Raw genomic sequence first — 13975 nt, 5'->3', positions numbered from 1 at the left:
ATAAAAACGTGTTTCAAATTGAGGTTGTTTTAAATAGTATCACGCATGCGAAAGATTTAGTTTCAATTGCAGAAGGAACACCGTGTGAGGTTTGGCTTCATTGTCATCGTTACGTGGTTAATGCAAAATCATTACTAGGAGTGCTGAGTTTACCTTTTATGGAAGAGGCGAAATTATCACTTGAAACAGAGGATCAACAGGTGATTGATGAGGTTTTAAAAAGATTAAGCACTTTTCATTTACTAAAAGGTGAAAGCGCTATTAATGATAAGGCGTATGATTTAGTGGCGCTTGGGGAAATTTTGATTGATTTTACACAAGAGGGTGTCACGGCATCCGGCCAAAAAATATTTGTTCAACATGCTGGAGGAGCTCCTGCTAATGTTTTAGTTGCTGCTAGCAAACTGGGATCAAAAACGGCATTTTTAGGAAAGGTGGGTACAGATGCTCACGGTAGGTTTTTGAAAACAACACTAGAAGCGGAAGGAGTGGAGACTAAGGGACTCATTCTTGATTCAAATTTCTTTACGACGCTCGCCTTTGTAGAATTAGATGAAAGCGGGGAGCGAACCTTTTCATTTGCTAGAAAGCCGGGGGCGGATACCCAAATTCAAAAAGAGGAACTTCCATTAGAAATTTTAAAACAGAGTCGCATCTTTCATGTAGGATCGCTGTCTCTTACGCATCAACCGAGCTATGAGACGACGTTTTACGCGGTTAAATATGCAAAGGAACATGGGGCGATGATTTCCTATGACCCAAATTATCGGGCGTCCTTATGGGAGAGTGAAGAAATCGCGAAAGAGGTCATGCGCCAGATGATTCCTTATACGGATATTATGAAAATCTCGGAGGTTGAGATGGAGCTTTTAACGGATCAATCGACTCCAGAGGCTGCTGCCACGTGTTTAATTAATCAAGGGGTTCAAATCGTATTGATTACACTCGGAAAGGATGGCGCGTATCTTTATACGGAAGAAGGCGGGCAGTTGATTCCAGGGTATTTAAGCCATGTCATCGATACAACGGGAGCGGGAGATGCCTTTCTAGGCGGCTTTTTACATAGTCTTTCACAACACCCTATTTTGATGTCACAACTATCTTTAAAGGGATTAACGTCTCACGTCAGACTTGAAAATGCGGTTGCAAGCTTATGTGTTGAACAAATGGGGGCGATTCCAGCGATGCCTCTTAAAGAATCAGTTTGTAAACGTTTTATTGGATTTGCGTAGTCTAGTAGGGACGAGGGTGATCAGGACAAGTCGCCCCCCTGGTTAAGAACAAACAAAAGGATGACAGTTGACACTCGTCATCCTTTTGTTTACGTTTTAAGCGCTCTGTGCATCAGATCTTAAGAAACCTTAGCTGATTGCAACTGACGGAAGGTTAAATCGCGAATCGCTATCTTTTATGAAATAGTTGCAGATGAGTGATAGGCGGGCTTTGATATGTTATAATGAAGAAAATGAATGATGTCCTCTTTTGAAATCGTTATTTTCTTTATAGGGGCCCCTTGCTCATCAAGTGTCTGACCTCTTATAGGAGTTCCCAACAGAGAGAGTCACGTAAAGGTGAAAAATTCAGTAGGATGGTGGGTCGCTATTTTATTTATCGGACGTAAGAAAGGGGTTGTAGCCAAAAATGACGCTTGCTAGCGGATGAAAAAAAGGCGAGATGTTTTAATAAAAGGAGGATAGCTTGCATAAGTTATTAAAAAAGGGCATAGGGTGGGATTTCTATGAAATTATTTGCATCAGATTACGATGGAACCTATTGGAAACATACATTTAAAGGTCAGGTAGACCTTGTTAAAAATATTAAACAAACGAAACAGTGGCGTGAAGAGGGGAATCTTTTTGTTTTTGCAACGGGACGTCCTATTTCCATGATGAGGCTAGAAAAATATATGCATGGCATTGTTTACGATTATATTGTAGGGCTAAATGGTGGAATCATTATCTCTAAAACAGGAGATATTTTATTTCGGGAAACTATCAATAACTCGATTGCTCGAAAAATCATGATTTTAATTCAACAAAAAGAGGTGTTACATTACTCGGTCAGTGATGGATTATGTGGCCACTATCATACGGCTTTTGGATGGTCCCACAAGACTTTTTATTTATTTGCCTTTTTTAAATTATTTTTAAAAACTTATGGGCTTACTTTAGATGAGGCGTTAAATCGACCCGTTGTTCAAATTTCAGTCAAATTAAAAAGTGCCGACGAAGCGTCTTCCTTTGCTCATCAAATGAATCAATTGTTTGGAAAAGATATTGTGGCTTTTTCTAATCTACGCCATGTTGATATTGCGGCTAGGGGTCTTTCGAAGGCAACGGGAATTGAATATATTGCGAATCGGCATGGGATTGATGCGAATGATATTTATTGTATGGGAGATAGTTTTAATGATTTGCCTATGTTAAAACGCTATCATGGATTCACGCTTCCAGAGGCCCATCAGACGATTAAAGAAAATGTACGTGGAGTATTTGAAACGGTGGGCGATGCGCTCACACAAATTTTAAAGGGGTAAGGAAAGGTCAAAGGGAACTTTGGCTTTTTTTGTGTGAGCTATCACCAATCGGGGCTAAAGTGGATATACTATCAGTGAATCGTTCTATTGACGTGTGATATCATTTGTCAACAGATTGGTTAAAGGGGAGTGAGTTTATGTATGATCGACCACGTTTTAATCGCCGTAATCCTTATTCTTTTTTAAGGGGATATCGTGAGAATCATGAAGGGGGCTTTGACCCAAATTTTGTTCCGGTTCCGTATCCAGGTGAATTTGGTGGATTAGGTTCATTTATTGTCGGAGGGTTAGCGGGTGCCTTTTTGGCGAGTGCCTTTGGTAATAAGCATGATCAGGCGGCGCATCCAGCACAAGCTACGACCAGTTCGGTTCAACCCGTCATTCAACCGGTACCGGTCGTCCAAGGAATGCCTTATAATTATTCGCCTTATGGATATATGTCACCGACATCGCAATTAAAGGAGCCTAAGGTGAAAGAAAAAGATGACGACGAGGAGTTATATCCGGATTTTGATGAGTGGAAAGGAAAACAACCGGTAAAAGAAACACATCAAGTCTATACCATCCCAAATCAGGCAACGTCTAACAAAATGCCAACGTACCAACAGGCGCCCATGTATCAACAAGTGCCCGTGTATCAACAGGCGCCCGTGTATTACCAACCGATGATGCCGGCTTATCAGGTGATGCAACAATCCATGATGCCTTACCCATCAAGAAATGGTTCGGCCCGTTGGATAACAACAGATGTTTCTCCGTATCAGGAAAGTTCCGGTCCGTTTATGGCAATGGTTCCGGTCGTGACACATCAAGTGGCGTTAGAAAGTCGTCCAGCAACTCAGGTGATGCCTTATTATATGATGCCTGTCCAACAAAGTCCGCTTCTTTAACAGTGGAATAAAAAAACTCGAAGAATGTCCCGCTAATTTGGAGTTTTCCTCGAGTTTTTTTATGATTATTTTGTTAAAAATCATCATTTTCTTCAATCGCGTGGTATTTGTTTGGCGGGTCTTCCGGTAACTTGAACGGGTTAACGTGAACGGTACAGTGTTTAATTTGAGGAAGGTGATGTTCAAGTTGATAGTGGACCTGCTCTGCAATCGCATGGGCTTTAATAAGGCTTAAAGTAGGATCGACAGAAATTTCTAGATCAACATAAATTCGATTGGAATGGATCCGCGTTTTTAATGAATCGATGGCAAGGACGCCGTCTACCTGTTCGATTTGCTGTTTGATTTGAGCAATGAGTTGGGGGCTTGCCGCTTTATCAATCACTTGGTTTGTGGCCTCAATGAAGATTTGAATAGCTACTTTTAAAATAATGACGGTAATAATAAGGGCCGCTAATGGATCAAGGATGGGAAACCCTAAACGAGCCCCGATAATTCCAATGAGAGCTCCAATCGATGAAAGAGAGTCGCTTCGATGATGCCACGCATCAGCGGCAAGGGCCGTGGAATTTATTTTTTTCGCCTGGTATAAGGTATAATGATACATCCACTCTTTAACAGCAATCGATAACAAGGCGGCCCAGATTGTCACTGATCCCGGGGTTAAATAATGGTGGGATACAATGGTTTCAATAGCGGAATAGCCAATAGAGAGTCCAGTTAAACATAAAATAAACGATAGAATTTTGCTTAAAATAGGCTCGAACTTTTCATGCCCATACGGATGGGAACAGTCAGCAGGTTTTTGTGAAAGACGAAATCCGATAAGGACCCCAATAGAACTAATGACATCGGATAAGGAATGAATCCCATCAGAAATCATTGAGGCACTGTGTCCCACGAGTCCAGCAACTAGTTTAATCATCGTTAAAATCGTATTCATCACAATTGTGACGAGTAAGGTATGATTTCCAATCTGCTCCCGATTAGATGAATTCACATCAAACACCTCCATTAGTGGTTTGTTACTTATAGTTTATGAGAAAAAGTTAGGATATGTGCCTAAAAATGTATAATCATCGGTGAGTCGGGGATATTAAGAGTAACCCAGTTAGAAAGGAAGGGGATTTCAATGAATATGACATTAATGATTCAAATTGGATTAATGCTTTGTGTCATTAGTATTGTGATAATGGGACTTGTCTTCTTTATTGCCTATGATCATCAACTCAGACGAAGACAGGCTTTACAATATCATTTAGATGAAAAAAAAGGTAATCCTTTTCCTTTTTAAAGGGTTACCTTTTTTCTATTGTGAAGTAAATGTGATTAAAGATCGGCAGGCCGTTGTCCCAAAGTTGTAAGAAGTAATCGGTTGATAATGTTCGATTTCCCGGTGCCTCACCGTTTTCATCGTCCTGACGAAGCGAATCAAAGAAATAGACCTCGCTTAGTGATTGATCAAATCCAACAAGTGTCATGTAGTGTTGCCAATTTAAACCATCACCGACTAAGACAATAACAGGTGTTCCCTCAATCAATCGACTTTTTAACGTCTCAAATGTTCCGCGATAGAGTGTCGCCTCATAGGCACTATCTTTAAAATAACTTAAAATTCCCTTCGGTAAAACATAACCAGAAAAGGGTAACTTATAGCCGAATTTTTCGTACAGCTCAAGCCCCGTCTGAGACTCCCCAAAGTGTCTTAATACGTAGGCGGTTGAGAAGGCCGAGCACTCGTTATGAACTTGAGTTTCAAAGCTATTTTCCTGATCAATTGAATAAGAGGAAGGAACGCTTTTTGTTAGAGAATCCCGTTGGGGAAAGGGGGTTAAATAATAAAAAATGATGAGCACGAGAAGAAGTAGACCTAAACTGCCCCAAAATAACCATCGTTTCATTGCATATCTCCCTTTGTTTTAAATGTATCCTCAGTATAGCATAGTTCCTTAAAAAGCGTCAAATATTGGTATTATAAGTAGGGAAGATTTTGATAGGATCTAAAAGGCTAATCGTCCTTTTTAAATCGTAGTTTTTTTGTCTAAGAAGTGATAAAATAAGAGAAAATGTGAACGATGAAGGTTTGGAGGAGTAGCGATGAGTAAACGTGTCGTGTTGGCGGAAAAACCGTCTGTTGGTCGTGACATTGCTCGTGTGCTTGGATGCACGAAGCAAGGTCAGGGATATTTAGAAGGAAAAGATTATGTCGTGACATGGGCACTTGGTCACTTAGTGACACTTGCGGACCCAGAGGCATACGATGTGAAATATAAATCGTGGAATTTAGAAGATTTACCCATGTTACCGAAAGCGTTTAAATTTGTGGTGATTAAAAAGACGGCGAAGCAATTCAAGGTAGTGAAGGAACAGCTGTTAAGAAAGGACGTTTCTGAAATTGTCATCGCGACGGACGCGGGGCGCGAAGGAGAATTAGTGGCACGTCTCATTATTGAGAAATCGGGTGTAAAAAAACCACTTAAACGTTTATGGATTTCTTCAGTGACGGATCAGGCGATTAAACAAGGATTTAAATCATTAAAAGATGGACGTCACTATGATGATTTATACGCATCAGCGTTGGCGCGTTCTGAGGCGGATTGGATTGTCGGAATGAATGCGACACGGGCCTTAACAACGAAATACAACGCTCAACTTTCATGTGGTCGCGTGCAGACCCCAACCTTGGCCATGATTTCAAAAAGGGAAGAAGAAATTAAACAATTTAAATCAGAACCTTATTTTGGGTTAACGGCCATGAGTGAGTCCGTGAAGTGGACGTGGCAAGACGGAAAGTCAAAAAGTACACAGACATTTGAAGAACAGCGTATCGATGAGTTAATGCGTGCGCTTAAAGAGAAACCGTTACAAATTATAGAAGTTAAAAAGGCCGAGAAAAAGGTTTATGCGCCGGGCTTGTATGATTTAACGGAATTGCAGCGGGATGCAAATAAAAGGTTTGGATTTTCGGCGAAAGAGACGTTATCAACGATGCAAAAATTATATGAACATCACAAGGTGCTCACATATCCGCGAACGGATTCACGCTATCTTTCAACGGATATTGTTGCTACTCTCCCTGAGCGCTTAAAAGCGGTCGCTATCGGACCTTACCGAGGGGTGGCGAACCAACTGTTAAAGGGTAAAATCGTCACAAATTCTTCGTTTGTCGATAATAAAAAGGTAAGTGATCACCATGCGATTATTCCAACCGAGCAAACACCCCTGTTAAGCGATTTAAGTGATAAAGAACGAAAAATTTATGATTTAGTCGTGAAACGATTCCTTTCTGTCTTTATGAAGCCATATATTTATGAGCAGACGACGATGTTGGCTAAAATGGGTCAGGAATCGTTTGTTGCGAAAGGAAAGCGTGTCGTGTCATTGGGGTTTAAAGAAATCTACCACGTGGATGAAGAGGAAGGGGATGGGTTAGCCAATCTCCCAGTTGTTGAGGAAGGGACGGTCTTATCTCATATTAAATTAATCAAAATATCAGGACGGACTCAACCACCCGCTTATTTTAATGAAGCGACACTTTTATCAGCGATGGAGAATCCATCACGATATATGAATCAGGCCTCAAGTGAGGTGGTTAAAACATTAAAGGAAACGGGTGGATTAGGGACGGTAGCGACACGCGCCGATATCATTGAAAAGTTATTCAATAGTTTTATGATTGAGAAAAAGGGCCAAGATATTTATTTGACATCAAAAGGGCGACAATTATTAGAACTGGCGCCTAAGGAGTTAAAGTCACCTGAATTAACAGGACAGTGGGAGAAAAAACTTCAAGATATTTCAAATGGGCGCTTAAAGCGCCAACAGTTTGTCGGGCAGATGCGCGAGTATGCAAGTCAAATTGTGCATGAAATTAAAGGAAGCGAAGCCACGTATAAACATGAGAATTTAACAACAACGAAATGTCCAACGTGTGGCAAGCCGATGCTTGCCGTGAATGGAAAGCGTGGAAAGATGCTCGTATGCCAGGACCGTGAATGTAACACGAAAAAGACGGTTTCTCAATTGACGAATGCTCGTTGTCCAAATTGCCATAAAAAGTTAGAACTTCGTGGTGAGGGAGACAGTCGAATGTTTAGCTGTGTGTGTGGGTACCGTGAGAAGCTAAGTACGTTTAATAAGCGAAAATCGGAACAGAAAAAACAAGGAAGCAAACGTGACGTCCAAAAATATTTGCGTGAACAAGAAAAGCAACAAGAACCAATGAATTCAGCGCTCGCTGATGCGTTAGCTAAATTAAAATTATAAAAAAATAGGCCTTTGGGTGAATTTCATCGAGGGGCCTATTTTTTACATTTTCTGTTGTTTTTATACACGCATTATATGATTTTTTAGAAGTTATGTGGTAGGGTGAAATAGACGGGAGAGTCATGAATAGGATGGCAGTTGCATAGACTGTTAGAAGTTTTATAAAGGAGGAAATAAAACGTATGATTAAGAAATCGATTCTTACCTTGGGATTGGCTATTGGGTTAAGTCTTTCAACGCCAGTTTTAGCAAAGACGTCGTTTAGCGGTGAATACCGTCAGGGGGAGATTTTATCTTTTGGAACAAGTTTAACAAAGAGTGAAGAGGCTGCTCTCCGGGAGTATTTCGGGGTACCCGCGGATATGGAAGCTATTTATGTTGATAATGCCACAGCGATTGAGCAATTAGGGTTAGCACCTGATGCGTTAGATGATTATACGGGAGGCTGGTATTCATCGGCGTATGTTAAGTTAACGGATCAAGGAGGGGTTCAAGTTTCATCGAAAAACGTAAGTTTAGTCACGAATGAGATGTTTGCGAATGCCCTCATCACGTCAGGAATTTTAAATTGCGAAGTTAATGTTTCAGCACCGTTTATGGTGACTGGAGAGTCAGCATTGGCAGGAATTTTAGCCGGTGCGGAAGAAATTATGGGTGAGAGTCTCTCTGAGGAGAATAAAGTTATTGCGAAAGAAGAAATTGATACAACGCTAGAGGTTGCTGATGAAATTTTAAACGATGAATCAAATAATATTGATTCAAAAAGTGATTCATCAACCGTTGCATCAGGAATTATGAACGACATTAAAGAGCAAGTCATTAAGGATTCACCAAATTCAGTTCAAATTGGTCAAATCATTACGAATGTAACAAATAATTATGGAGTCGAATTAAGTGACGAAACGAAAGCACGCGTTGCCTCTTTAATGGAAAATGTGAATGATTTAGATATTGATTACTCAGAGATTAAAGATACAATGAAAAATATCGGAAATAGCATTGCCGACAGCCTCAAAGAAGCAGGCGTGCATTTGAAGGAATCTGGCCTATTAGAAAGTATCGGAAACTGGTTTTTAGATTTATTTGCCTCTTTTGGTGAATGGATTAAACAGTTATTTGTTTCTATCCCAGATTCGAATCAGGCTGAGACAGATAACAATGAGTTAGAATCAACAGTGGCACCAACGGTTGAAGAAGAGCAAGACTCACTTCCAACCAATATTGACTCAAGTTCATTAGACGAATCATTACTGGAATCGACACAGGATACAGAGGAATCTGTTGAATTGCCAGAGGCTAAGGACACGGAACAAACTCAAGTGGACGGTGTTTTGCAGGCAGACGAATTAAATCCAAATGATGAAACACAAGAGGCTCTAAATTAATAAAGAAAAAGACAGAATAACAGTTAACTGTTATTCTGTCTTTTTCTTTAAATAGCATTAATGACGATAATAAGTATAATGACGGTTTAAAGGGATAAAGGTTTGATAAAAAATATGGATTTGTCCAGAGAAGGTGTGACTCTCATTTTCAAAATTAAAGGTTCGAGTTCCCCATCCATAGCAATTATCCCATGATATCGTATGAGGACTTTCGTTGTAGTAAGTCCATTGTTGTGGGCTTGGAGGAACCGGCTCTCCCTGGTGGTCTTTAACGGGATAAGGAAGAATAAGACGGTACGTGTGAAGAATGATGTTAGGAAGATGGACGGTTTGGTTGGTGGCGGAAAATTTCTGTGTGAGTGGAGAACCTTTTAAGGGTGAAAGATCGCAGACGTGATTATTATCAAGTGTGAGGGAAATCAACTCTGTTTTGTCAGCGAGTGGCGAAATATCAGAAATTTGATTGTCGTGTAATGTTAACGTTTGGAGTTCAGTCATGTTTTGAAGGGGAGTAATATCGGTAATTTCATTTGTATATAAGTCTAAAATTGTAAGATTCGTTACTGTCTTTAAAGGGGAAATATCATGAATCTGGTTTTGATTAAGGGTTAATAAGGTTAATTTTGTCATATCTTCTAAACCGTTAATCGATTGAATTTGATTGTAATGTAACCATAAGTGAGTTAAGTTCACTAGTTTTTTTAACGATGTAACTGTTGTGACCTTTGTGTCAGAAATATAGAGTTTTTGCAAGTTTGTTAAATTCGCAAGAGGTGTAATGTCTGTTAGGTCGGTATTCATATAAAGTTGTAATTCTGTTAAACTGGTTAGGCCAGCTAATGCGCTTAAGTCGGTAATTTGATTATTGAATAATAATAATTGTGAAATCGAGTTAGGAAGTCCTGCTAAACTTGAAATATCGGATATCTGATTGTCGCCAAGCTGTAAGGATTCTAAATTAATAAGATGTGAGAACGAATCTTGTGAGGGTAAGGTTGCAATCTGATTGGTATTTAACAGAATAGTTGTTAAACTCGATGGAAGATTTGAGACGTTTGAAAGGTCGTTAATTTGATTATCGATTAAATCTAAAATTTGGAGATCGGTGAGAGCAGACAAATCCGGAAGGGTTGTCAGGTTGTTGTAAGGAAAATAAATATCTGTGACGTTGACACAGTATTCGATTCCCGTAAGGTTTGATATTTTTTGTGTTACGGGTTTTCCGTCTCCAGAATAATCAAGTTCATCTAATTGGGCGAGATCGTCATCTGTAAGTTGCAGAGTCTCAGAAGTGATTATCCCTTTATCTATGAGGGTATTGCGAAGATATGTATAAAAGGCAGCATCGGGGATATTAACGGGTGTGGCCAAAGCCATCACCTCCTTTTTAAAATTTCTACTTTAGTATATGTCTTTAGCAACAAGAGGGTGACACGATAACAAAGCATGAAGAATGTACAAAATGAGTTCCCTATGAAAACAATTTAAAAAACCATTTGAGCACGATAAAGCTCGGAGGAAATACATCCGTATTTGTGTGTGGATTCAATGGTTTTTTTATGATTAAGGAGTAAGCACGTAATAATAACACGGATACAAAAATAGCTACCAATCCTGTAAACTAAAAGTACAGAGTTGGTAGCTTTTATCTTATATTGTTACTGACAAATCTCTTGGACTGTTTTCGCCCATGGCAAAAAGTCCACCAATACGCCTGGATTTCGTATGAAGTCCGTATTAGGTAGTTTTTGAAAAAGATAAGTGAGATATTTGGATGGATTTAGACTGTTTGCCTTGGCTGTCTCCAGGATTGTGTATGCCATCGCATTAGCAGTCGCACCCTTCATACTGGTTGAAAAAAGGTAGTTTTTACGACCAATCGCGATGGGGCGAATCGCTTGTTCAGCTAGATTATTCGAGGCTTCAAGATTTCCATCATCTAAAAAGCGCAAAAGCTCTACCTTTTGATTGAGGGCATACATCACCGCTGTTTGAAGTTTTCCTTTCATCACATAGAAGGATTCGAGCCACTTGAAAAATTCTTCGATGACTGGTTTGATGATCAGTTGGCGCTGTTTTTGACGTTGCTCAGGAGATAAATCTTTAATCGTCTTTTCAAAACGAAAGATTTGATCGCAGTATTCGACTGCCTTTTTTGCCTTACCGTTATTTCCAGGTATCTCAAAAAACTTTCTTCTGACATGAGCCCAACATCCAACTAATTTCACGTTGGGAATATTTTTATAGCCGGAGTACCCATCACAGTGAAGATAACCTTTAAATCCTTCTAAGATAGTGGTTGCCACCGCGCGTTCACGTGTTAGATCAGCGTGGTAATAAGCTACAGGATGTTGGGCATTTTTGATGGTTCTAAATAACCAAATCCTTGATTGAGAGGTGGCAGGTTTTCCATCCGCTCGATTTAAAATTTGATACGGTGTTTCATCTGCGTGTAAAACGGTCTGTTGAACTAGTTCATCTCTCAATCGCTCATAAATCGGAAGTAACCAATCATAAGAGGTAGTGATTATCCAATTTGAGAGCGTCTTATCACTCACACTTAATCCATAGCGTGCCCATTCTGATACTTGTCGATAACAAGGAATACTTAAGACGTATTTTTGATGAAAAACTTCAGCTAACATACTCGCTCCGGCAAAGCTTCTTTGAATCGGAGCTTTTGGAGTTTCGGCACAACGAATCGGTTTAGCTTCGATCGATGCATCATGACAATCACATGCATACGCGTAGCTAATGTATCGCTTTTTATATAATCGGGCTGGAACGAAACAAACTTCGTCACGAATGATCTTTTTTCCTATCTGTTTCATTTCGTTTCCACAATTTGTACATAAGCAGTCTTCTCCATGTAATTGACAATGGATTTCCTCAATTGGTAAGTCCTTGATTAATTCTGCCTTCCTTCCCTTTTGTTTTTTACGTCGATAGGTTATTTCTTCGACGGTTTGGTCTTCAGTTGTCTCTGTCTCTTCAAAAAATTATCTGGATTAAATAATGAAATTTGGCCGTCGGCTACTTTAGTCTTTTCACTCGAAGATCCAAATAGCTTTTTATTTAGGTACTGAATTTGTTCAGTTAGTTGGCGAACTTGTTCCAGAAGTGCCTTATTTTGTTCCATTAATTGTTGTTCAAGTTCTGTCATCAAATTCACCTGCTTTCAAAAAGGTTTCGTGTTAAGATTAGTATACCTAATCTTACAACTTATGAAAATAGAAATAAGAGATTTTTGTCGAAAATCCCTTATTTCTATTAGTATAAACATCCTGTTTTAGCAGGTTTAATGGCTTTGGGTTGTTGAATGGATAACCCCTCTAATAACCAACGGAGTTCTTGGGCCGTTAATTTCTTAACTTCATCTTGATCTTTAGGCCATTGTAAATTTCCATTTTCAATTCGTTTGTACAATAACATAAATCCCTCACGATCCCAGTACAAAGCTTTATATCGATCCTTTTTTCTTCCACAAAACAAGAAGATAGCATCATTAAATAAATCTAAGTTGTATTTATCCGAGACGACACTAGCTAAACCGTCAATCCCACAACGCATATCAGTATGGCCACAAACGATAAAGATATTTTGAACCGTAGTAAAATCAACGAGCATACTTAGACATCTCCGCTAGAACAGTATGTAAGATATATTTGTTCACACCATTGTAAAACGTGACTTCAGCATCCTTAATTTTAAAGTGACAAACAGGTGTATTTTTATTAGTCTCAGATACTGAATGAGACTTTAAATTAGAGTCACTCAATGCGACTGGAACTATAATAGGATTTTCTTTCATAAAAAATAGACCTCCTTTACTTTGATAGCTACAGTATAGCTCAAAGTTGAAGGTCATAATAGACATGTTTATATTACGTGCTTACATTAAGGATTGATAGGATAACGGAGAACTTTTAGGTTTAAAACATCTGGGACCTAGCATGAAAGAAGCTGAAGGGAAAAATAAAAGGTGAGTTAAACGACTAGGAGTCAATAAATTTTTAAAAAAGAGATGATGCACGCGTAATAGAGGTTTATTAAAGCTAAATGACTTCTCAGTATCTATAAATTTTAAAAAGTCATTTCTACGAGTGTCATTTGTCGTGCTTTTTTAAAGCGAATAAAAAATTAATTTTTTTCTAAAATTTTATTGAGTTATGTTAGCAAGTTTTTGTTGTTATTAGGTTGGTTTAATGATAGGCTTAATTTATTAAGTTAAGATAAAAAGGATGAATTAGATGAAGACATGGATGATGGTGCTAGGCATGAGTATTTGTTTAGCTGGATGTGATAAAAAGGTAGAAAAGCAGGAGGAGGTCACTCCAAGCGAATTTAAAAATTTATTAATGATGGATGAGGTTCATCGAGAGGCATATGAGAGTGACGTGACGTATCAAGTGGGGGACCCCGTTATTTTTTTAGATGATTCAGGCGTTCTTTGGCAGGTGACGCTTACTTCTTATGAAGTTGTTAAGGATCGGTATGCCGCATCGAAGGAAGCACTTGTTCTTCACTTTAATTATCGTTATCTGTTAAAAGATTTTGAGATGAATGAAACAGTGATGCCTGTCTCAATTCCAACTGTTTTTTATGAGAAATGGGCACTAAAGCCTCAAAGCTTAGCTGAGGCGAAGATTGCGTATCAATTTGGTGAATATGAAAAAAGTCCGCACATTCTTTATGAGCCAGTTATTAATCAAGAGGTAACGTGTCAACTTGTGCAACTAAAACCGAATAAAGAACAAAATTGTTTTAGTTATTATAGTTATGCGGGGGAGGGAAACTATCTGATTAGTTTTGAGGGGAACAAAAAAGAGCGTTTCAACTACTCTCTCGACATTAAACCGGAGTCGAATTTTTAGAAAAAATAACCAAAAAAATCAATA

14 protein-coding genes are annotated in these 13975 nt (G+C 39.0%); 7 read left to right on the top strand and 7 right to left on the bottom strand.

What is annotated here, in order from left to right:
* Positions 1–8 precede the first annotated feature (8 nt).
* The 3 genes from VXM77_RS08065 to VXM77_RS08055 all read left to right on the top strand — a co-directional run bounded on the left by VXM77_RS08065 (position 9) and on the right by VXM77_RS08055 (position 3426).
* The gene (locus VXM77_RS08065) at positions 9–1232 is read left to right on the top strand and encodes a PfkB family carbohydrate kinase (protein ID WP_338505937.1); all 1224 of its coding nucleotides are present in this window, start codon (positions 9–11) and stop codon (positions 1230–1232) included.
* A 506-nt stretch (positions 1233–1738) separates the two neighbouring features.
* A complete protein-coding gene (locus VXM77_RS08060; RefSeq protein WP_161832919.1) occupies positions 1739–2536 on the top strand; it encodes an HAD-IIB family hydrolase in 798 nt (265 codons plus the stop codon).
* A gap of 137 nt (positions 2537–2673) precedes the next feature.
* Positions 2674–3426 (top strand): hypothetical protein, encoded by a 753-nt coding sequence (locus VXM77_RS08055; protein WP_262950797.1) that lies wholly within the window; start codon positions 2674–2676, stop codon positions 3424–3426.
* A 73-nt stretch (positions 3427–3499) separates the two neighbouring features.
* Here the strand turns inward: VXM77_RS08055 and VXM77_RS08050 are convergent, their stop codons facing one another.
* The gene (locus VXM77_RS08050) at positions 3500–4426 is read right to left on the bottom strand and encodes a cation diffusion facilitator family transporter (RefSeq protein ID WP_262950800.1); all 927 of its coding nucleotides are present in this window, start codon (positions 4424–4426) and stop codon (positions 3500–3502) included.
* A gap of 132 nt (positions 4427–4558) precedes the next feature.
* Between VXM77_RS08050 and VXM77_RS08045 the strand changes: the two genes are divergently transcribed.
* Positions 4559–4720, top strand: coding sequence for a hypothetical protein (locus tag VXM77_RS08045; protein ID WP_161832911.1), 162 nt, complete (start codon positions 4559–4561; stop codon positions 4718–4720).
* Positions 4721–4724: 4 nt separating this feature from the next.
* On the opposite strand, the gene VXM77_RS08040 is transcribed toward VXM77_RS08045, so the two are convergent.
* Positions 4725–5327, bottom strand: a complete 603-nt coding sequence (locus VXM77_RS08040) for a C39 family peptidase (RefSeq protein WP_161832910.1) — start codon at positions 5325–5327, stop codon at positions 4725–4727.
* Between the two features lie 196 nt (positions 5328–5523).
* On the opposite strand from VXM77_RS08040, the gene VXM77_RS08035 reads away from it, so the two are divergent.
* Both VXM77_RS08035 and VXM77_RS08030 read left to right on the top strand, forming a co-directional pair.
* Positions 5524–7692 (top strand): DNA topoisomerase III, encoded by a 2169-nt coding sequence (locus VXM77_RS08035; RefSeq protein WP_338505934.1) that lies wholly within the window; start codon positions 5524–5526, stop codon positions 7690–7692.
* 182 nt (positions 7693–7874) lie between these two features.
* Positions 7875–9077, top strand: a complete 1203-nt coding sequence (locus VXM77_RS08030) for a DUF1002 domain-containing protein (protein ID WP_161832908.1) — start codon at positions 7875–7877, stop codon at positions 9075–9077.
* Positions 9078–9134: 57 nt separating this feature from the next.
* On the opposite strand, the gene VXM77_RS08025 is transcribed toward VXM77_RS08030, so the two are convergent.
* The 5 genes from VXM77_RS08025 to VXM77_RS08005 form a co-directional block, all read right to left on the bottom strand.
* Positions 9135–10448: a leucine-rich repeat domain-containing protein gene (locus VXM77_RS08025; RefSeq protein ID WP_338505931.1), complete on the bottom strand. Its 1314-nt coding sequence runs from the start codon at positions 10446–10448 to the stop codon at positions 9135–9137.
* 287 nt (positions 10449–10735) lie between these two features.
* On the bottom strand, positions 10736–12031 hold the full coding sequence (locus VXM77_RS08020) for an IS66 family transposase (protein ID WP_338507421.1): 1296 nt from the start codon (positions 12029–12031) through the stop codon (positions 10736–10738).
* Positions 12028–12240: a hypothetical protein gene (locus VXM77_RS08015; RefSeq protein WP_338505928.1), complete on the bottom strand. Its 213-nt coding sequence runs from the start codon at positions 12238–12240 to the stop codon at positions 12028–12030. Before VXM77_RS08015 ends, VXM77_RS08020 begins: the two co-directional genes overlap by 4 nt.
* A gap of 107 nt (positions 12241–12347) precedes the next feature.
* Positions 12348–12704 carry an IS66 family insertion sequence element accessory protein TnpB gene (gene tnpB, locus VXM77_RS08010; RefSeq protein ID WP_338505925.1) on the bottom strand — a complete coding sequence of 119 codons (357 nt, stop codon included), beginning with the start codon at positions 12702–12704 and terminating at the stop codon, positions 12348–12350.
* Positions 12694–12888, bottom strand: a complete 195-nt coding sequence (locus VXM77_RS08005) for a hypothetical protein (protein ID WP_338505923.1) — start codon at positions 12886–12888, stop codon at positions 12694–12696. Before VXM77_RS08005 ends, tnpB begins: the two co-directional genes overlap by 11 nt.
* 439 nt (positions 12889–13327) lie before the next feature.
* Here VXM77_RS08005 and VXM77_RS08000 point away from each other — a divergent pair, with 439 nt between their 5' ends.
* Positions 13328–13951, top strand: a complete 624-nt coding sequence (locus VXM77_RS08000) for a hypothetical protein (protein WP_161832512.1) — start codon at positions 13328–13330, stop codon at positions 13949–13951.
* Positions 13952–13975: the final 24 nt, after the last annotated feature.

Source organism: Turicibacter sp. KK003, from assembly GCF_037014675.1.
GTDB lineage: Bacteria > Bacillota_I > Bacilli_A > MOL361 > Turicibacteraceae > Turicibacter > Turicibacter faecis.
This window is presented reverse-complemented; position numbering and strand designations above follow the sequence as displayed.